Here is a 20,971-nt window from a genome sequence, read left to right as displayed (position 1 = left end):
AATCTATGTTTAGTACGGTAGTGATATCAGTTATCGTCATGTCTGTGTTGAGTCTTCTGCGGGTTAACGTAATGTTTGCCATTATTATCGCGGCGGGTGTGGCTGGGTTAATGGAAGGTCTGTCACTGACGGAAGCAACAACAATGCTCGTCTCTGGAATGGGTGGACAAGCAAACACCGCATTAAGTTATATTTTGCTCGGAATGTTCGCCGTTATGATTAGTTTTTCAGGAATTACAGGCTTTCTCGTCAAGAGATTGATGAAAGTTTTAAGAGGGAAACGGTCAATTTTATTGCTAACCATTGCAGGAGTTGCTTGTTTCTCACAAAACGTGGTTCCTATCCACATAGCATTTATTCCGATTTTAATTCCACCTTTGCTTCATTTATTTGATAAGATGAAGATTGACCGTCGAGGTGTCGCTTGTGCGTTGACATTTGGATTAAAAGCACCTTACATTATGATTCCGGCTGGGTTTGGATTAATATTTCACGGAATCATTGCAGAAGAAATGAAAGCAAGTGGTATGGAGATCCCTCTTTTATCAGTCACTTATTCCATGCTAATACCTGGAATGGGCATGATTATAGGTTTACTGATTGCCGTTTTCATCTCATACCGCAAGCCAAGAGAACTTCCGCATAGCGACATGGGAGTCATTGTTGCGGAAGAAATACCTGAAGAAGTCGAACTGAAATTCAACTTACGTCACGTCCTCACTATTGGAGCCATTATCGGTGCATTGATCGTGCAACTAGCTACGGGTTCACTTGTACTAGGAGCTCTTACAGGTATTGCGTTAATGTATATATTCACAGTCGTTCCCTTTAATGAAGGAGAAAGAGTTGTTAATGAAGGGATTAGCATGATGGGTATGATTGCATTTGTTATGTTAATTGCTTCCGGTTATGCAACTATTTTAAAAGAGACAGGTGCTGTCAATGATTTAGTAGAATCAGCTACAGCAATTTTAGGTGATAACAAACTGATTATTGCATCCGTCATGTTATTGATCGGATTATTAATTACAATGGGTATCGGTTCATCATTTGGGACCATTCCAATTATTGCAGCTTTGTTCGTGCCAATCTGTATAGCAGTTGGTTTCTCTCCAATGGCAACGGCTTCCTTAATTGGGACTGCAGGCGCGCTTGGTGATGCAGGGTCACCGGCATCTGATAGTACGCTAGGACCGACAGCTGGGTTAAATGCGGACGGAAAGCACCATCATATTTGGGATACGTGTGTACCAACATTTTTACATTATAATATCCCGCTTCTCATCTTTGGTGTCGTTGCGGCCATGGTACTATAAACAAATCATGCAAACATTACGTGATGCGGTGTGTTTTCAACACACCGCATCACGTATTTCGAAGTAATCAACGAGTGGAAAGGGAGGAGAAATAAAGATGAAATTGGATTTTGTAAAGGCCAGCCCTTCAAAAAACACTACCGTTTTTATAACTAACTATGTATCACCTGCACATTATGCGAAGATCGCCAGTAAAATTATGGACGATGAACATCTGCATGCAGAACAAGCGGGTTTTTTAGTGCAACCACAAACTGAAGATGCTGTACTAAGGTTGGAAATGTCGGGTGGAGAATTTTGCGGTAATGCTTTGTTAAGTGCTGCTGCATACTGTTCATATAAAGGGCTCACTAAAGATCGGACATTTTTGTTAGAGACATCAGGTTCGGATTTTCCGCTTGAGTGCGAAGTGGATGTAAAGTCACCCACTCATTTTGTCGCCAGAGCTGAAATGCCGCCACCATTATCAACGAATGAGATAGTAATTGATTTGAATGGCCGGAGTATTACAGGAAATGTCGTGAAATTGGATGGAATCACTCATTTCATAACGGACTATTGGCCAACTGAAGATCAGTTTAATCAATTGATTGAAGCAGTCACCGATAAGATTGAAGATAAAGCAATCGGGATTATACCTTACAAGCAGTTGAAAGAAGGCGAGTATGAAATATGGCCTTTTGTTTATGTAACGGAAACCGGGAGCAGATTTTTCGAGCAGGCTTGCGGTTCAGGATCTCTAGCCTTGGGTGTTCATTTATCAAAGGGAAGTCAAAATCAGACTTTGCAAATTCACCAGCCAGGCGGGATTGTATATGTAGAAACAGGCGGTAAAAACTATATTTCTACAGATGTACGTTTTACATCTGAAGGATTTGTGTATTTAGATATGTAAACCAATATATATGTAAGAGCATCAACTTCAAAATGGAGGTTGGTGCTTTTATATTTCTTAAATATGTGTAGGTAAAATGCTTTCTGAATGGATTGCATAATCCAAACCACTTGTCCCACAAGTGGTCGAAGGCGAAAAAAACGGAATTGAGTTAGCTGTAGAAAAAGGCAGTAGTGGTATAGAAGGGAAGGGCTTTATATCCTGCTGACAAACACTCTACCGTCAGGGGGATTTTACCACTAGATTTATGAATGGTACTATTTGCTTATACAATATCTTCCTATTCGTTATATATTTAATATAGCTGTAACATCTAGTAAAAGGCTATTTCAAATAATTTGTCGAATGACATAGTAAGATGTTATCTATCGATACATTGGATAGGATAGGAGGTATGAATAGTGAAAGATCAAACAAGATATCTTCGTCTAGCGAATATAACAAAGTTAATAAATACAAAGCTAGAGTTACGAGAAGTGTTAAATCACGTGATCACCGCTATATCAGAGGAGATTGTTCAATGTGACTCGGTCGGAATTTACTTGCCGCAACAAGACGGATCATTCAGGGGCTTCGTAGGAAAGCCTGAAGTGATCAATGGCATGACACTCGATATGCATACAATTGATACCGACTTCGATTTACTGGCGAAAGAAGTAATTGAAACAAGAAGAACAATCTATATACCGGATACATCTAAAGACTTTCGACCTGATCAAAGGGCAGTTGAAGGATTTAAGATAAAATCTCTCTTGGTTTTGCCTATTACTGGTGAAATGGAATTATTCGGACTCGTTTTCTTGTTCGATTATGGAATACCGATGAATTTAACAGAACTTGAAATTCAAACCGTCCAGTCCTACGTCAATATGGCAGCTGTTGCAATTCAAAATGCCAAGCTGCTGACAAGTAAAGAAGAATTGATTCAGGAAAAGCAATTGTTATTGGATATAACACGGGATTTATCACTGTGTTCTACGATGCAGGAAGCCTTGGATACTTGTTTTCTTTATATAGAAAGAGTGCTTGGAAACAATGACATAGGTGTACATCTAATCGATCCGTTGGTGCATATGAAGATTAAGCCTACAACAATTAATCATACTAGTGATTGGTCGCCAGAAGCATGGGTTAAATCTCATGACGAGATAAAATTTGATGATGAAAATGATAAAGTGTTTCAGGAAGTAATTGCATCTAGAAAAGCGGAATTCATTCCTGATGTCTTTGCGGACGATCGAGTGAACCATGAAGTATGTCGATACTTTGGTATTCAATCGATGTTTATTCTTCCTCTTGTATCTATGGGGAAAGTATTAGGTTTAGTAGTCATTGCAGACCTTCAACAAAAAAATCCGAATTACTCCCAGACCAGTCAACAACTGACGCAATCTATTGTCGATACAACGGCTTCCACTTTATTGAACTTATTGAATATGGAAAAACAAGAGTTGATCATAGAACAACGTACTGCGGAGATAACGGAAAAAAACAATGAACTTGAATCAGCGATGAAAGAATTACAGCGTCTTAGCCGGGAGAAAGAACTGATTCTCCATTCGGCAGGTGAAGGGATATTCGGATTAGATTTACAAGGTGTCATTACGTTTTGTAATCCAGCGGCAGCCATGATGCTAGGTTATAAGATTAAAAATGAGTTAATAGGCAAACCTGTCAGTATTATTTACAATGAAAACAATACAAATAAAGAGGATGTTACATTCTTTAGACAAGATCAGTCCAGTTTTCCTGTAGAATATGTTAGATCTTCCATCAAAGAAAGGGATAGAGTCGTTGGGGATGTCGTTACATTTAAAGATATCTCCGAAAGAAAGAAGATGGAGAAAGAAATCAGGTACCATGCGTATTATGATAGCTTGACCAATCTTCCCAACCGAGTGCTTTTAAAAGATCGCATGGAACAAGGATTGAGCTTTGCCCGTATTCATGAAGAAAAAGCAGCGGTACTGTTCATGGACTTGGATCGTTTTAAATCAGTCAATGACTTATTGGGGCATAGCTATGGTGATATTTTATTGGCACATGTAGCAAAACGTATATGTGCATGTCTTCCTGAGGGTGCCACGGCTTCGCGTCAAGGCGGTGATGAATTCATTATCTACTTGCCTTCTATTCGATCTGAAGCAGAAGTTGTTGAAGTAGCGGAAAAGATTGTGGATCAATTCAACAAGCCGTTCAATCTAAAAGGACATGAAATGCATATTCATAGCAGTATGGGAATTAGTGTATTTCCCCAAGATGGACAGACAGTGGAGTTATTGATTAAAAATGCTGATATCGCCATGTATCAATCCAAAACCGTATCCGGCAGCAGCTATCATTTTTATCAAGTAGCGATGGATATCAGAACGTTTGAAAATGTGAAGTTTGAAAATGCGTTATATAAAGCACTCGATCGTGAGGAGTTGGAAATTTATTTTCAACCTCAAATTGATTATAGTACACGTACTGTCATCGGTACTGAAGTGTTATTGAGATGGAATCACTCGACAGAAGGATTAATTACACCGGATAAGTTTATCGCACTGGCGGAAGAGACGGGGCTAATTGTTCCTATCGGAGAGTGGGTTATCAGAAGTGCGTGTAACCAAATGAAGAAGTGGCAAGCCAAAGGATATCCACCGATAGTAGTATCCGTAAATCTATCGGCTCGCCAGTTTGAACAAAATAATTTATTCCAAACAGTAAAAGATATAGTAGACGAAGAAGGAGTATCACCAGAGCTTTTATGTCTTGAAATTACAGAGAACCAAATTATTAAAAATACAGAGTTGACTATCCAGACGATGAAAGAGTTACAGGCGATCGGAATCAAGATGTCTATTGATGACTTTGGTACAGGCTATTCCTCCTTGGGCTATTTAAAAAACTTGCCGATCAATGCCTTGAAAATAGATAAATCATTTATTCAGGAATTGGAAAGCAATAACGACAATTCCGCCATTACGAATACGATTATCACGTTAGCAAAAAATCTGGGATTGGATGTGGTTGCTGAAGGTGTCGAAACACTAGAACAAGCGGAATTTTTAGCCTCAAGAGAATGTTACATCATGCAAGGGTATTACTTCAATATGCCGTTGAAAGCAAGTGAATTCGAAAGCACATATCTAGCTACTAGAGGAGGGGTTTTATGAAAGCTGTTCGAGGAGTATTGGAATATTTAATGGCTAGCGGAGTACAACATGTTTTTGGTATCCCAGCAGGTTCTGTCAATGCGTTTTTTGATGAGTTGTATGAAATACCTGAACTGACACCGATTGTGACAAAACATGAAGGTGCGGCTTCCTATATGGCAGTTGCTTATGCTAAATACACGGCTTCTATGAGTGTGTGTATTGGATGTAGCGGGCCTGGCGGTACCAATCTACTAACAGGTGCCGCAAATGCCATGCGAGAACATGTTCCTGTATTATTTTTGACGGGCGCAGTGCCTGTCGATACTGTCGGTTTAAATGCCTCTCAAGAACTGGATGCTGAACCACTCTTTAAATCAGTGACGAAATATAGTGTAACTGTAACGGATTCTAATGATTTACTTGGCGAAGTGGCAAAGGCCTGTGAAATAGCAATTTCCGGTGTACCGGGGCCAGTCCATATCGCCATGCCAATAGATATTCAGATCAATCCAATTGAGTCTCCCGAAATACCGGCTCCGCCAAAAAGAACGCCGATAGTTCCGGATCAAAACATCATACAGTCTGTTGCAAGAGAGCTTGCCAGTAAACGGGATGGATATATTTTTGTAGGACAAGGTATCAGAAACTCAGTCGATCCGTTACTTAAGTTAGCGGAGATGCTCGAGTGGCCAATTATTACAACACCGCAGGCAAAAGGTTATATTGCAGATGACCATCCACTTCACGCTGGCGTCTTCGGCTTTGCCGGTCATGATAGCGCTTCTTCATTGATCAATGGGAGTGATGGTGAAGCTTTACTGGTGGTAGGCTCCAGTTTAGGCGAGACGGCTACGAATAATTGGAACGTCAATCTCACTAAAGATCGGTACACTATTCAACTGGATTACGATTCTTCCGTTTTTAATCGTAAATATGAAGTGGATGCTGCTGTTTTGGGAGACATAGATTTAAGCTTGACCGCGTTACTAGATGAATTAAAAACATTGGACTTGCCGACAAAAGATCAAGCATTTACGAAGCAAGAAATAGGGAGAGCGGATAGTGAAGAGTACAATACGAAAAATGTATTGATGCGCCTGCAAAAATACGCTCCTCGCAATACTAGATATACCATCGATATAGGTGAGTTCATGGCATATATCATTCATGATATGAACGTGCTGGAGTCCGATACATTTGATATTAATGTACATTTTGGGGCGATGGGGAGCGGTATAGGTTCTGCAATTGGTTCGAAGCTTGCTGAACCTGAACATCCAGTAGTTTGCGTCACAGGTGACGGTTGTTTCTTCATGCATGGTATGGAGATCCTCACCGCCAAAGAACATAGGTTGCCGATTGTATTTGTTGTGATGAATAATGCACGTTTAGGAATGGTCTATCATGGACATTCGTTGCAATATAAGCGGTCCCATCCATCGTTTGAACAAGAACCGGTGAATATTGCAGCTATGGCTGCGGCTATGAACATACCGAGTAAACGAATTGAAAAAATGGAGGATCTAACCCAAGAAGTAATAGATGAGCTGATGAACGAGAACGGGCCATCCGTTCTCGAAATTTACTTGATTGATAATACAATACCACCAATGGGAGATCGCGTGAAGTTTCTATCTTCCTTTGGAAAGTAAATAACCCGACGAAGAGGCTATATCAGTCTCTTCTTGGGCTTTTTGTATTCATCAGATAGTTTTGTATAATACATCTGTAAGTTCTATAATCGCATCTATTGTCTTTCCTTTAAATGCATTAGAAACTGTAAGACCTGAAGGATTTGAATAATAATACGCATCTACTTGCGCGTTATAACTATACCCCAAGCTAGCCAAGGATTGTTGTAATTCAATCGGTATATTTTTCGATCCAGTACGGGCCATAAAGTAGTCTGTGCAGTAGATTTTCACGTCTACATCCATTGTTCCGGTATGAATAACAAATAAGTCTAGATCATCTTTCACGAGCCACTGTCCTTTTGAATACAAAGAAATTCTAGTTTTCCCCAACCCGTCAATTCCAACTAAATTCATACCGAAATAATGGTTAATCATAGTGCGGACTTCGTCACCTGTTACGTGATGATTGTGATGAGCTAAATATAAATCCAAAATGACTTGTGAAGGGAGACTGCTGCAAGTTTTCAAATCCGTTAATGGAGGAATCACGAAAGTACCGATTTTCTCTGTAGTCAGCACAGGAACTCGTTCTAAGTGGAACTTGAAAGCTTGTGCAATTGCTTCATAAATGACTGGACTAGTTACTTTATCTTTATATTTATATTGATCGATATACATATCCATTACATCAATCTTGGCTAACTTGCTGATGTAATCAAGTAATTCTGTTTCCGAAATACGTGTATCTAATTGATGCGAACTTTTCACTATGTTCTGAACTTCATAGGAATACGTTAGCGGGTCCATATTCATGTGATGCCTCCTCATTGTAGAACCTCTAGATAATTATTAGATAATTATACAACAAAGAAATATGCATAGTACTAAATTATTTGAAAAGGATCTATTTATAGATTTTATTTATTAAAGTGAATAATGGTTTTCCGCATAAGGCAACTCCATGTTTTCGCGTAAAGTAGTCCCTTCATAATCTGATCTGAAAATCCCGCGCTTTTGAAGGATAGGGACAACTTTATCTACAAACGCTTCTAATTCGCTTGGCAAATTTGCAATGAGCATAAAACCATCCGCTCCATTCTGTTCGTACCAGACTTCGATAAGATTAGCGACATGTTCGGGTGTACCCAGAAAAGGCGTGCGCGGTGTGGCTTCTCGTAAAGCTACTTGACGTAAAGTTAAGTTTTGCTTACGAGCTTCAGACTTAATGCGATCGGTATCGCTTCTGAAACTATTTTTGCCAATGCATCCTATCTCGGGAAAAGGTTCATCCAATGGATATTGTGAAAAATCATGATGTTCAAAGAGACGACCTAAAAAAGCAAGTGCTTGTTCAATCGTTACCAAACCAGCAAGTTCTTCGAGTTTTCGCTCCGCTTCCTCTATCGTATCTCCAATAATCGGACTGATGCCTTGTAGAACCAACAAGTCATCGGGTTTACGTCCAAGAGCTTCTGTTTGCCCCTTTACATCTATGTAATAGCGCTGCGCTTCTTCTAAAGTAGGCATAATGGCGAAAACTACATCAGCTTGTTGTGCGGAAAATGCAATACCTGCTTTTGATGAACCAGCCTGAAATATTACTGGTTGTCCCTGCGGTGATCGGCCGATATTTAGAGGTCCTTGTACAGAAAAGAACTCACCTTCATGATTCAATGTATGTAATTTATTTGGGTCGAAAAATTGCCCGGTCTGTTTATTGCGTATAAAGGCATCTTCTTCCCAAGAATTCCATAAGCCTTTCATGACGTTCACGAACTCGGCAGCCATCCGGTAACGTGTGGCATGATTTGGATGATCTTTAACTTCTTTAGTAAAATTTAATGCGGTCTTTTCCAATCCGGATGTCACCGCATTCCATCCTGCACGTCCACCGCTCAACATATCTAGTGAAGCAAATTGTCGCGCTGCAGAAAAAGGTTCGCCATAGGTAGTTGATAATGTGCCGACTAATCCGATATTCGACGTCACCGCTGCCAATGCAGAAAGTATCGTGAGTGGTTCGAATCGATTCAGGTAATGTGGATTCGATTTTTCATTAATATATAAAGCATCTGCGATGAAAACAAAATCAAATTGCCCGCGTTCTGACGTTAGGGCTTGTTGTTTATAAAATTCGAAGCTTACACTCGCATCCGATGGCATAGTAGGGTGCCGCCAGTCCGAAATCTTCTCACCAACACCGTGGATCATCGTTCCTATTTTTAACTTCTTCCTCACATGCATCGTCCTCTCCCTAGTCATGTGGATTGTTATATATAAATTATCCATTCATGTAAATTATCATGTGTGTCATGCCGGGTGTCAAGACATGAGTTTATATATCCGTTCGTGATGCAGTATGATCAGACGTTCGACTATTAAAGATGGTGAAAGGTAAGCCTTTAACAAGAAAGCCAGTTTTCATACTGCTTCTTTATACTGTGCGGAAACTTTTAGTTCATACGAAACACTAACTAATCTAAATCTATTATGACGTTATATTTTCAAGTTTTACGTAGGTACTATAATTGTTTGCAATAAGAGAACGAGTGGATATCATCCAACTCTCGGAAGTATTGAATGAAGTGCTTACGAGGATACGGAGGGATTTCGATGTACTAGAGAAGCAGAACAAGCTGATACGCACACATGGCGGAATGGAATGAATAACATGAACTTAACTATTTTTTCTTGTTAGTTTGAAGGATAGGTTAGAAATAAGTGCGTTGTAACTATTGGAATGGTTTCGTTCACAGATATGCATTATAATTCAGTACATAACTATACATATTATATATGGGGCAGCTGCATATGTATCAGACCGGAGGCGATGAGGTTGGAAAACAAGCCGAGTATGAAGACATCTTCAACAACAATTGCAGGAGCCGTCTGTTGGGGATTGATCGGTTTATTCATAGCGCCATTATATGCACGAGGATTCACGGCTTGGGATGTGGTAGCAATTCGAGGGATTTTCAGCTTTGTGTTTTTATTTGCTATTATGATGCTGTTTTTTCGTGATCAGTTACAGACACGAATAAAAGATCATTTATTTTTTGCAAGTGCAGGTATTTTCAGTCTTGCGCTATTTAACTACTTTTACTTCGAAGTATTTTCACGTTCCAGCTTGTCTCTTGCCGTGACGTTATTGTATACAGGACCGATATTCGTGATGATTTTATCGCGAATCTTCTTTAAGGAACCGCTGACCGCACGCAAAGTATTAGCATTAGCATCTGCTATTGTAGGTTGTGCATTAGTGGTTAGACTATTGCCGCTAGGATCGGAGAGTATTTCTAGTCAGACGCTGTTCATGGGAGTTCTTTCGGGTTTTTGTTATGCGCTGTACAGTATTTTCACGAAGCCAATAACGAAACGATATTCCGCCTTGACAATTACTACGTACACATTCTTTTATATGGCTTTGTTCATGTCGCTGACAAGTGATGTATGGCGTAAAGTTGATACATTCCGATATGCTGACGTTTGGATTGCCGCTTTACTACTGGCGTTGATTTCCACTGTGGCAGCGTATGTGTTGTATACATCAGGCTTGAAGCATTTAGAAGCAGGGAAGGCATCAATTCTTGCGACTATTGAACCTATTGTTGCAGTTGTAGTGGGTGTACTGTTTCTTGGTGATCAACTGCTTCCGCTACAGCTATTTGGCATCGCACTTGTGTTATATTCAGCGATTCTAATAGTAGGTAGGAAAGTGAAAAGTGGTAAACCTATGAGAGAAAATCACTATTTTTGAAGACGTAAGCAAAGAAAAAGTTTTCTCTCACAAGCGCGTATTATGCTTTACGTTTCCCTATTTCATCCGCAACCACAAATGCCAAATCATCATTCCCAAATAGTTGAAGCACATCCAGCATAGTTTCATTATCTATATGAAGTTCATCGAATTCATCATTGCTTTCCACGACTTCCTTTAAGGCGGAATTTGCTTGTTGTTCAGGGTATGCTTTCTGATAAAGTACTTGTGGATCCAGTTGATGATTCGCACACCACTGGACAAACAGGCGAATCATCAAATTTTCATCGTCTTTATATTTTTGAATGACTTGTTCCTCGATACTTTTAAACTCCATAGTGCAGACCTCCCTGGTCGTTTGGTTCTTTTAAGTATAAACGAAAGAGAGACTATCTAGTAGTGAATGTGATTGATTTGATTTGGATAGAAAAAACGTTGCTCAATTCTGGCAACGTTTTTTATCTATTAATTTTATTTCTTATGCTTTACAGCGGTTAACTCTGTATAAGTTTTCCCATTTTTATCTGTACTTTTGATAATTCCAATTCCTTTTGCAAGATATTCTCTGGAACCGTTCGGGTAACGAAGTATGACGACATTGCGGAAAGAACCGGCTTTCACTTTGATCGTCTTTGTCGTGCTTTCCACTAATACTTTATAATTTTCTTCTAAATTGTATCCGGTAAAGCTTTTCCCTTGTCTTAAAGGAAATGCAGCATCAACGAAAATAAAGTCAGATTCCGCCACTCCCATCATGAGTCTGTCTTTATCTTCATAATAGACAAACTCTGCATAAGAGAAAGGAGACTTTTTACTCGTATTGAATAAGTAAGTACTTTTTCCATCTCTTCTAGTAATAAAAGTTTCTTTAGTATCTTCCATGAATGAAGGCTCATAAGTGAGGGTCAGACCACTCACTGGCGATAAACCGCCGTTTACACTAGTGGGTGCTGCGTTAGGATTCTTTTTAGACAAAGCGGATGTATATACGAATCCCTTACTTTTGCCCGCTTGTACACGCGACCATCCATTAGATGAAGAAAAGACGGTTAGCTTAGAATGATTTTTGATAGTGCCCATTCTTTCTGCGTTTTGCGATGGCTTTGCGCGTAGAACGATATCGTTCTTTGCATTTACATACATACTAGTCGTTTTCGTTGCTGCACTTGTCTCGGTGGAGAGAGCGATAGAAAAGCCAAGCACTACTAACATAAATACGAATATCATTTTTCTCATGTACATCACTCCTCGTTAATAGTTATATGTATGCATATTTACGAACAACTCGTAATAGGACCATACTATCAAATTATACTATTCTATTTGTCATTTTAGCAAGCTAGCAATCAAGTATTTTATTTATATTGCACCAATTATCTACCACAGCGAAAGTAGACGAAAAATTTCGATTTCCTTTAAAGTTTGCTACACTAGTAGTATCACCGCTAGTCAATAATACGAAAAAAGTTAACGAACAGTTTTGATGATAAAGCGGATAGTATATTCAAGGAGGTTTTTGAAATGGCGGAAGATCGCTACCAACGTGGTTTGGAAAAGTTAATGGAACTTACGTTATCGGGTGAAGATAACCCGGCAGGTGAGATGGAAATTGGGGAGAGCTTCAAAGATGTAGCACCGGATTTGACTAAGTATGTTGTGGAATTTGCTTTTGGAGATATTTATTCGCGACCTGGACTGGATAATAAACAGAAGGTCCTTACAACGATTACGGCTCTTGTAGCACAAGGCAAGCCACAGATTCAAATGCATATCAAAACAGGCCTTGATGTAGGCTTGACGCCGGACGAGATTATCGGCTGTATTATGCACTTGATTCCGTATACAGGATTCCCGAGCGTGCTGAATGCTTTATCTGTCGCTCAAACCGTATTTGCTGAACGTGGAGTATCGATTACAAAAATGGACGAGAAGTGAGCATATGTGTTTCGAATGGGTACATCGTAAGTGGCTTCAACCGGTGATTTTCAAAACGGTTGAAGCCACTTTTCTACTCAGCGAAACGGACTTAGTCATTACACTGATCAAATAAAGCTAAAACAGCGTAAATAACAAATGAAGTATATGTAAGTGATACTTAGTCAAATCTGTCTTTCTTTTTACAACTTCATTATACTAAACACGTGATGATCAATAACAAACAGTACAGTATACGATTAGAGGAGAGATGTTACATGTTTTCAAATGAAGAAAGAGATGCGGTCTACAAAGTGATTTATAATAGAAGAGATGTGCGAAGTTTTTTGCCGACTCCCATTCCGGAAGAAGCGATACATAACGTATTGAAAGCCGCTCACCAAGCACCGTCAGTCGGCTTTATGCAACCATGGAATTTCATCATCGTTTCATCTGATGAAACGAAAGAGAAATTGGCTTGGGCAGCGGATAAAGAAAAACGTGCGCTAGCTATTCATTATGAAGACAATGGAGAAAAAGAAACAAAGTTCCTTGGCTTAAAAATACAAGGATTGAAAGAAGCACCCATTACTATTTGCGTAACATGTGATCCTACGCGGGGCGGTTCACACGTGTTAGGACGTAACTCCATCCCTGAAACGGACATGTTGTCGACTGCCTGTGCAATCCAAAATATGTGGCTAGCGGCATGTGCGGAAGGTCTGGCGATGGGGTGGGTGAGTTTTTATAAAAAGAATGATGTACGTGATATTTTGAACATACCCCCTCATGTTGAACCGGTTGCTCTTCTGTCTATTGGTTACACGGAGCATTATCCTACTGCGCCTATTCTAGAAACAGCTAATTGGGAGAAACGACGAAGTTTAGATGATTTGATTTTTACGGAGCAGTGGAATAAGAAAAAATAAATTAGTAGAGAAACGCACAGGAAATAATTATATAGTGTGAAGTGATTACAGTAGATGGAGAAAACCATGTCAACTGTAAGTAGTCTATATTTTTTTAGGTGGTAGCTCAAAGAAGTGGAATTCATCTGTGCATTTTTTGTATAATGGTAAGACTGACATCTGTAGGGAATAGGTATATGTAAAAAACATTTCTGTACACGCAGGTGAAAGTTATGAAGAGAGGATTTGAACGTAACGATGAGTACTAATTTTTGGCGTGATCTACCACGGCCATTTTTCATACTAGCACCGATGGAGGATGTGACGGATGTGGTTTTTCGTCACGTAGTAAGCGAAGCCGCTCGTCCGGATGTATTCTTTACCGAATTTACAAATACGGAAAGCTTTTGTCACCCAGAAGGAATCTTCAGCGTGCGTGGACGTTTGGCGTTTACGGAAGACGAACAGCCGATTGTTGCACATATTTGGGGGGACAAGCCTGAACATTTCCGTGATATGAGTATTGGAATGGCGGAACTTGGTTTTAAGGGATTGGATATTAATATGGGATGCCCTGTGCCAAATGTAGCAACAAAAGGTAAGGGGAGCGGTCTAATCAACCATCCTGAAACAGCCGCGGCAATTATCCAAGCAGCAAAAGCTGGTGGGTTACCTGTCAGTGTAAAGACTCGTCTTGGCTACACAGATATAGAAGAGTGGCACACTTGGCTCAGACATGTACTGGAGCAAGATATTGCGAACCTATCAATTCATCTCCGTACTCGTAAGGAAATGAGTAATGGGAGTGCGCATTGGGAATTGATTCCCGAGATCAAGAAACTTCGTGATGAAATAGCGCCTGACACGCTGCTGACAATCAATGGAGATATTCTCGATCGTCAAATGGGTCTGGAGCTTGTGGAGAAGTACGGTGTCGATGGGGTTATGATTGGACGCGGAATTTTTAATAATCCATTTGCATTTGAAAAAGAGAAGAGAGAGCATGATCATAAAGAGTTGCTGGATCTTTTGCGTCTTCATTTGGATCTTTTTGACAAATATTCGACAGAGCTAGAACCACGATTGTTTAAACCGTTACGTCGATTTTTCAAGATTTACGTTAAAGGGTTCCGTGGAGCAGCTGAACTAAGAAATGATTTAATGAGTACGAATACGACAGATGAAGTGCGTGCATTACTGGATAATGTAGAACTTGATTAATAGTATAGAGAATCTATAACTTAAATAATTTATTCATACATGTGAAAGCCTTCTTGCCATTCCAGAAATACTGGTATGAGCAAGGAGGCTTTTTGCATAATAGAGTCCAGTTGGAATTATATCTTCTTACTTAAATAAACCGAGTTTTTCAATACGGCGAACTGCTTCTTGCAACCGTTCTTCACTTTCTAACAACCCAACACGAATATATCCTTCGCCGTAAATACCAAATCCGTTCCCCGGTGATACTGCGACGTCTGCTTTATCGAGTAATAAATCGGCAAAGGTTTCACTTGTAAACCCTTCTGGGACAGGTAACCAAGCGAAAAACGAGCCAGTAGGTGCTGTAACGTCCCAACCGATACGTTCACATTCGGTTAGCAATACGGTCAGACGACCTTCATAGAGCGCAACTAACTCTTCAACGCATTGTTGTGGACCTGTCAATGCTTCAATTGCAGCACGTTGAACTGCTGGAAAGATACTAGTAAATAAGTGGTCTTGCAATACGTTTAAAGCTTCAATTATTTCAGAGTTACCGACTGCAAAACCGACGCGCCAACCTGCCATATTATACATTTTGGAAAGAGACAGCATTTCAATGCCGACTTCCTTTGCTCCGTCAGTTTGTAAAAAACTAATCGGCTTCTGACCTTCAAAACCAATACCACCATACGCAAAATCTTGTAAAACGGCAATCTGATGTTCTTTGGCAAATGCCACGGTTTTTTCATAAAACTCGGGTGTTGCTGTGACGCCAGTTGGATTACTTGGATAATTTAAGTACATTAGTTTGGCGTCTTTTTTCTGATCATCTGTTAATGTATCGTAATCAGGAAGAAATTCATTCTCCTTACGTAGTGGCATCGTGTCATATCGAATACCTGCTAAGCTGACACCTGATAGATAATCAGGGTAACCCGGGTCTGGTAACAGTAATAAGTCTCCTTCATTCATAATCGCTAAAGGGAGTTCTACGACGCCGACTTTTGTGCCACCGAGTACCGCAACTTCTGTTTCAGGGTCAATCGTAACATCGTATTCACGCAGATAGTATTCAGCCACTGCTTGCTTTAAAGCAAGTGTCCCTCTAAACGGAGAGTAGCCGTGTGTAGCTGGATCTTCAACGGCTTCTTGCAATGCTTTAATAATATGAGGAGGTGTTGGTTGGTCAGGGTTTCCACGTCCTAGGTTAATAACATCTCTACCTTCATCCATAGCCTTTTCTATTTTATTTAATAATAACGTAAAGAAATGCGGAGGGAGATTTTGTAATCGGTTGGACAAAGCCATAGTCTATTCCTTCTTTCTTTGATAGGGTATTTGCGTTAAGTATACATAGATCATACTAGACTTATCAATAGATGGATGGTTATTTGATTCCAGATGATTAAGAAAATTGCGCGAAAAAATAATACTTATAGAAAAAGTCGGAGATTAAAATGATTTGTCGTTATTGACCTTGACAGTTTTATTAATTCAGATTAGTATATATTTTACGCATATAATTAAATAGCAATCTCTTATCAAGAGTGACTGAGGGAAAAGGCCCGATGAAGTCCAGCAACCCCTTGAACGAAACGAGGAAGGTGCCAAATCCTACAGCATGGTTTTCCATCTGAGAGATAAGCTGAGAATATTTCAGTACTTCTTTCATTTAGAAAAATGAAAGAAGTTTTTTATTTAGAAAGAAATTTTAATTCCAGCTGTTTATGATTGTTTTTACTAGAATATAGAAAGAAGTGAGAACATGATCCAAATTCAACATTTGTCTAAGGTATATCAGACAAAAGATAAAGTGGTAAAAGGTGTAGATGATGTATCACTAGACATCGCGACTGGAGAGATATTTGGTATTGTAGGTTATTCAGGTGCGGGAAAAAGTTCTCTTATACGCTGTTTGAATTTGTTGGAAAAACCAACGAGTGGCACTGTTTTAATTGATGATGTAAATTTAACGAAATTATCAGGGGTACAACTTCGCCAGGCACGGTTGAAGATCGGAATGATATTCCAGCATTTTTATTTAATTAGTCAAAAGACGATTTTTGAAAATGTCGCATTTGCTTTACAAGCAGCGAAAATGCCGTCAGATAAAATAGAGATTCGTGTAATGGAGCTTCTTGAAATGGTTGGTCTGTCTGAAAAACGCAACGTATATCCTGCACAGTTGAGCGGGGGACAGAAGCAACGCGTCGGTATTGCGAGAGCCCTAGCAAATAATCCATCCGTTTTGCTTTGTGATGAAGCAACATCCGCGCTGGATCCCAACACGACGATGTCTATTTTACGATTGTTGAAAAAGATTAATAAAGAATTGAATATCACCATTGTTTTAATTACTCACGAGATGAATGTTGTAAAAGAAATTTGTGATCGCATGGCGATTATGCAAGACGGAAAAGTGATCGAAGAAGGGCAAGTATATGATATCTTTTCTAACCCAGTTCAACCTTTGACGAAGGAGTTTATTAGCAGTGTAGTGTCTTACGACATACCCGAAACCGTCATGTCCAATTTGGTCGGTACACTAATAAAAATCACGTTTAAAGGTGAAGTAGCGATGGAGGGCGTGATTTCCGATACTATGCAGAAATATAGAGTGAAAGGAAACTTCTTGCATGGGTCGATCGAATATATTCAAGAACGAGCACTAGGGATTTTCTTGATGGAATTGCAAGGCGAGAGTGAAGAAGTAAAGCAAGCGATTGCATACATACTAGAACAAAATGCACAAGTGGAGGTGATCCGACAACATGTTTGATCTATCTCACATCATGGAACTCATGCCGGATATTACAAAAGCATTTGGTGAAACTCTTTATATGATCGGCATCTCACTTACGATTGCGCTGATTATTGGATTGCCGCTTGGCGTTTTGTTATTTACTACAGATAAAGGACTATTTTTAGAGAACCGTGCAATTAATTCGGTTGTTGGATTTTTAGTCAATATTATTCGCTCCATTCCATTCATCATATTACTTGTGGCACTTATTCCTTTGACGAAACTAATTGTTGGAAACACAATTGGACCTGCAGCAGCTAGTGTATCGCTTTCTGTAGCAGCCATCCCTTTCTTTGCACGGATCGTTGAAACATCCATGCGTGAAATTGACAAAGGGGTGATAGAGGCGGCAATCTCAACGGGTGCTTCGCCATGGATGATTATCTGGAATGTGTTATTACCTGAATCGAAGTCGAGTATTATCCAAGGACTTACACTGACATTAATCAACTTAGTTGCTTATTCAGCAATGGCTGGATTTGTTGGCGGAGGCGGAATTGGAGATTTGGCAATTCGTTTTGGTTATTACCGATATGATGACAGTATTATGCTCGTCACCGTCGCCATTTTAATAGTGCTAGTGCAGTTGATTCAATTTGGTGGGGATCGTTTTTCAAAAATGATAGATAAAAGATAATAGGGGAGAGATGAACTATGAAGAAACTGGTATTTGCATTCATTCTTACTGCGTTGGTTGCGGCTTTAGCGGCTTGTGGAGAAGAAAAGTCTACTGAAAAATCGGATGACGATAAAAATATTCACTTTGGTGCAACAGCAGGTCCTTATAGTGATATGTTAAAAAAAGCGATCCAACCTGCACTTGAGGAAAAAGGATATACCGTTAAAATCACTGAATTCAGTGACTATATTCAGCCAAATATTTCGTTGGACAGTGGGGATATAGATGCGAACCTGTTCCAAAACATTACGTATTTGGAAAACTTCGAGAAAGAAAATAATATGGAACTCTCTGAATTAATTATAGTACCAACCGCGCCATTAGGTATCTATTCAAATAAATATAAATCTCTTGAGGAAATTGAAGATGGATCAACCATCACTATTCCAAATGATCCAGTTAACGCAGCGAGAACGTTATACGTATTGGAAGATGCAGGGTTAGTGAAAATGGATGATGAAATTGACCAATTGACGGCATCTGAAAAAGACATCACGGAAAACCCAAAAAACTTGGTGATTCAGCCGGTTGAGGCGGGGCAATTGCCTCGTTCAGTAGAGGGAGCTGATTTGGCTGCAGTACCTGGAAACTTTGCAATTGCAGCAAATATGGATTTGTTAGACGCTCTGGCTTTAGAAGATATGCCTGATCAGTTCCGAAATGTTGTGGCAGTGAAAACAGAAAACGTAGATAAGCAATTTGCGAAAGATATTATTGAAGTAGTAGAATCCGAGCAGTTTTTAGAAGTGATTGAATCTGAATTTAAAGGTTTCGGTAAACCAGCTTGGATGGAAAAGTAATAGTTGTATGTAAAGTATTAAGGTAAAAAAATAAACCAGACTTGAAGACGATAGAAAGTGTCTTCAGGTCTGGTATTTTCCTGTGCTTTTTACTCTGTTTCCACCAATACAATATCATCAATAATTGGCACATCACGTTTTAATTCCGTGAGCATTTCTTCATCTACAGTGCTATCGATTTCACATATTGTAATAGCGGGCCCGTCAATAGCAAAACGTTCATTTGCCATACGAGCAATATTGATTCCTCTTCTTGAGAGAATGCCTAAAAGGTCTGCAATAACACCTTTTTTATCGGTGTGGCGAATCAATAGTGCCGGACGTTCACCTGAGAATTTTAACGGATAATCGTCAAGTTCTTGTACTTCGATTTTACCTCCTCCAAGCGAACTGGCGAGGACTTTTATTTTGTTGGTCGGTCCTGTTAACTCGACAAGCACGGTGTTTGGATGATAGCTACCGAGCACACGTTTCGTGAACTCGTATTCTAATCCTGTCTCTATCGCAAGTTCTTTCGCATGCGGAATTCTTTCATCTGTCGTATTGTACCCCATGACACCAGCCAGAAGCGCCAAATCGGTACCGTGTCCTTGATAAGTAGTCGCAAAGGAACCCATTAGTGAAAACTTCGCATGAATTGGTTGCTCGTTCAATAGCTGAAACGCAACGTTTCCAATTCGAACAGCTCCAGCAGTGTGTGAGCTAGATGGACCAATCATGACAGGGCCAATGATTTCATAGGCACTTTGATATTTAGCAGGAGCACCGTTGCTTTTTTCTTTTTGCTCTTTTTCTTTCCCGAATACTTGGGTTTTCAGTCTTTGACCAGTAGGTGTACCAGCAAGTCCACCGATTCCAGTTTCGCGCAGTGACTCTGGCATATTCTGTCCTACTTCGTGCATGACATGGATCACTTCGTCTGGAGGAATGATGCTCACCACCCCTGCCATTGCCATATCTGCAGCAGCTTCAGCTGTGATAGCATGTAGTCCATTTCGAATGATACAAGGGATTTCTACAAGACCTGCCACAGGATCACAAACGAGTCCCAATGAGTTCTTCAGCGCAATACCTATTGCGTGACCGACTTGGTCAGGTGTGCCGCCAGCAAGTTCCACTAATGTTCCTGCCGCCATTGCAGTAGCAGAGCCGACTTCTGCTTGGCATCCTCCCGCAGCCCCTGAAATGGACGCACGATTCGCGATGACTAACCCTAGCGCAGAAGCCGTGAACATGGATAAGACGATTTGATCGCGTGTGTACTTGCCGCTATCGAGCGCATGTACAAGAACAGCAGGCAAAATCCCTGCTGATCCTGCAGTGGGGGTTGCGACAATTCGTCCCATATTCGCGTTTACTTCTGAGACCGCCAGTGCATTCGCAGCGGTGTGAAGGGTAGAAGGATGAACGAAAGAGTTCCCTTTTTCGGCATAGCTATATAAGCGCTGTCCGTCGCCGCCAGTTAGTCCTGTGCGTGACATAACAGAAGTAGTCGTCCCTTTGCGCACTGCTTCTTCCATCACCGTAAATTGTTCTGACATTTTCTTGATGATAGTTTCTCTCTGCATGCTTTTTTGCTTGATTTCCGATTGAATCATCAACTCGTAAATCGGCGTATGATCCTGTTCCGCATGCTCGATCAGTTGGTTTAAACTCGTGAATGCCATATGTGTTTGCTCCTTAAAGAGAACTGTTCAGATATAAAGATTCAAGAACCGTTCTCATTGTATTTAATATAAAACATTGCATCTATTGAAAGCGCTTACCTCTAATTATTTGTTATTTTACGTGAAATGTCAATTAATCGAAAAGATACCGAAGTACCTAATATCCAGTACCACGTATGTTTTTTAGCAACTTTGAAGATCTGTTAGCAAATAATGAAATAAGTTGTTGAATGATTTCTTTAGTTTCCTTAG

At 40.0% G+C, this 20,971-nt stretch carries 18 protein-coding genes and 1 riboswitch; of the genes, 12 read left to right on the top strand and 6 right to left on the bottom strand.

Going from position 1 to position 20,971, the window contains the following annotated elements:
* The first annotated feature begins 5 nt into the window (after window positions 1–5).
* The 4 genes from SporoP8_RS07055 to SporoP8_RS07040 all read left to right on the top strand — a co-directional run bounded on the left by SporoP8_RS07055 (window position 6) and on the right by SporoP8_RS07040 (window position 7,003).
* Entirely contained in the window at window positions 6–1,316 is a 1,311-nt protein-coding gene (locus SporoP8_RS07055; protein WP_085131863.1) for a Na+/H+ antiporter family protein, read from the top strand.
* A 97-nt stretch (window positions 1,317–1,413) separates the two neighbouring features.
* Complete coding sequence (locus tag SporoP8_RS07050) at window positions 1,414–2,211, top strand: histidine racemase CntK family protein (protein WP_085131862.1); 798 nt, start codon at window positions 1,414–1,416, stop codon at window positions 2,209–2,211.
* A gap of 398 nt (window positions 2,212–2,609) precedes the next feature.
* Entirely contained in the window at window positions 2,610–5,369 is a 2,760-nt protein-coding gene (locus SporoP8_RS07045; protein WP_085131861.1) for a bifunctional diguanylate cyclase/phosphodiesterase, read from the top strand.
* Window positions 5,366–7,003: a thiamine pyrophosphate-binding protein gene (locus tag SporoP8_RS07040; protein WP_085131860.1), complete on the top strand. Its 1,638-nt coding sequence runs from the start codon at window positions 5,366–5,368 to the stop codon at window positions 7,001–7,003. Before SporoP8_RS07045 ends, SporoP8_RS07040 begins: the two co-directional genes overlap by 4 nt.
* Window positions 7,004–7,054: 51 nt before the next feature.
* Here SporoP8_RS07040 and SporoP8_RS07035 read toward each other — a convergent pair whose 3' ends face one another.
* Together SporoP8_RS07035 and SporoP8_RS07030 are read right to left on the bottom strand one after the other, a co-directional pair.
* Entirely contained in the window at window positions 7,055–7,798 is a 744-nt protein-coding gene (locus tag SporoP8_RS07035; protein WP_085131859.1) for a hypothetical protein, read from the bottom strand.
* Window positions 7,799–7,909: 111 nt separating this feature from the next.
* The gene (locus SporoP8_RS07030) at window positions 7,910–9,229 is read right to left on the bottom strand and encodes an LLM class flavin-dependent oxidoreductase (protein WP_198166086.1); all 1,320 of its coding nucleotides are present in this window, start codon (window positions 9,227–9,229) and stop codon (window positions 7,910–7,912) included.
* A gap of 305 nt (window positions 9,230–9,534) precedes the next feature.
* Between SporoP8_RS07030 and SporoP8_RS16745 the strand changes: the two genes are divergently transcribed.
* On the top strand, window positions 9,535–9,651 hold the full coding sequence (locus SporoP8_RS16745; protein WP_255407853.1) for a DeoR family transcriptional regulator: 117 nt from the start codon (window positions 9,535–9,537) through the stop codon (window positions 9,649–9,651).
* 170 nt (window positions 9,652–9,821) lie between these two features.
* Window positions 9,822–10,742, top strand: a complete 921-nt coding sequence (locus tag SporoP8_RS07020) for a DMT family transporter (RefSeq protein WP_232319229.1) — start codon at window positions 9,822–9,824, stop codon at window positions 10,740–10,742.
* 40 nt (window positions 10,743–10,782) lie between these two features.
* Here the strand turns inward: SporoP8_RS07020 and SporoP8_RS07015 are convergent, their stop codons facing one another.
* Entirely contained in the window at window positions 10,783–11,079 is a 297-nt protein-coding gene (locus SporoP8_RS07015) for a hypothetical protein (protein WP_085131856.1), read from the bottom strand.
* Window positions 11,080–11,213: 134 nt separating this feature from the next.
* Window positions 11,214–11,978: an SH3 domain-containing protein gene (locus SporoP8_RS07010; RefSeq protein ID WP_198166085.1), complete on the bottom strand. Its 765-nt coding sequence runs from the start codon at window positions 11,976–11,978 to the stop codon at window positions 11,214–11,216.
* Window positions 11,979–12,263: 285 nt separating this feature from the next.
* Between SporoP8_RS07010 and SporoP8_RS07005 the strand changes: the two genes are divergently transcribed.
* The 3 genes from SporoP8_RS07005 to SporoP8_RS06995 all read left to right on the top strand — a co-directional run bounded on the left by SporoP8_RS07005 (window position 12,264) and on the right by SporoP8_RS06995 (window position 14,785).
* Complete coding sequence (locus SporoP8_RS07005) at window positions 12,264–12,677, top strand: carboxymuconolactone decarboxylase family protein (RefSeq protein WP_085131854.1); 414 nt, start codon at window positions 12,264–12,266, stop codon at window positions 12,675–12,677.
* A 257-nt stretch (window positions 12,678–12,934) separates the two neighbouring features.
* Window positions 12,935–13,585, top strand: a complete 651-nt coding sequence (bluB, locus tag SporoP8_RS07000; RefSeq protein ID WP_085131853.1) for a 5,6-dimethylbenzimidazole synthase — start codon at window positions 12,935–12,937, stop codon at window positions 13,583–13,585.
* Window positions 13,586–13,822: 237 nt separating this feature from the next.
* A complete protein-coding gene (locus SporoP8_RS06995; RefSeq protein ID WP_085131852.1) occupies window positions 13,823–14,785 on the top strand; it encodes a tRNA dihydrouridine synthase in 963 nt (320 codons plus the stop codon).
* Between the two features lie 126 nt (window positions 14,786–14,911).
* Here the strand turns inward: SporoP8_RS06995 and SporoP8_RS06990 are convergent, their stop codons facing one another.
* Window positions 14,912–16,078: a pyridoxal phosphate-dependent aminotransferase gene (locus tag SporoP8_RS06990; RefSeq protein WP_085131851.1), complete on the bottom strand. Its 1,167-nt coding sequence runs from the start codon at window positions 16,076–16,078 to the stop codon at window positions 14,912–14,914.
* 227 nt (window positions 16,079–16,305) lie between these two features.
* A riboswitch (SAM riboswitch) is annotated at window positions 16,306–16,417 on the top strand.
* 118 nt (window positions 16,418–16,535) lie between these two features.
* On the opposite strand from SporoP8_RS06990, the gene SporoP8_RS06985 reads away from it, so the two are divergent.
* From SporoP8_RS06985 to SporoP8_RS06975, 3 genes are read left to right on the top strand one after another with little or no spacing between them, the layout of a single operon-like run.
* Window positions 16,536–17,549, top strand: coding sequence for a methionine ABC transporter ATP-binding protein (locus SporoP8_RS06985; protein ID WP_085131850.1), 1,014 nt, complete (start codon window positions 16,536–16,538; stop codon window positions 17,547–17,549).
* Entirely contained in the window at window positions 17,542–18,210 is a 669-nt protein-coding gene (locus SporoP8_RS06980; protein WP_085131849.1) for a methionine ABC transporter permease, read from the top strand. The genes SporoP8_RS06985 and SporoP8_RS06980 overlap by 8 nt, the downstream gene beginning before the upstream one ends.
* Before the next feature lie 17 nt (window positions 18,211–18,227).
* Window positions 18,228–19,052 carry a MetQ/NlpA family ABC transporter substrate-binding protein gene (locus SporoP8_RS06975; protein WP_085131848.1) on the top strand — a complete coding sequence of 275 codons (825 nt, stop codon included), beginning with the start codon at window positions 18,228–18,230 and terminating at the stop codon, window positions 19,050–19,052.
* 89 nt (window positions 19,053–19,141) lie between these two features.
* On the opposite strand, the gene sdaAA is transcribed toward SporoP8_RS06975, so the two are convergent.
* A complete protein-coding gene (gene sdaAA, locus SporoP8_RS16930) occupies window positions 19,142–20,719 on the bottom strand; it encodes an L-serine ammonia-lyase, iron-sulfur-dependent, subunit alpha (protein ID WP_085131847.1) in 1,578 nt (525 codons plus the stop codon).
* Window positions 20,720–20,971 lie beyond the last annotated feature (252 nt).

The sequence above is a fragment of the Sporosarcina ureae genome (genome assembly GCF_002101375.1).
GTDB classification, from domain to species: Bacteria; Bacillota; Bacilli; order Bacillales_A; family Planococcaceae; genus Sporosarcina; species Sporosarcina ureae_B.
Note: the sequence above shows the minus strand (reverse complement) of the source record. Positions and strands in the feature narration are given on the sequence as shown.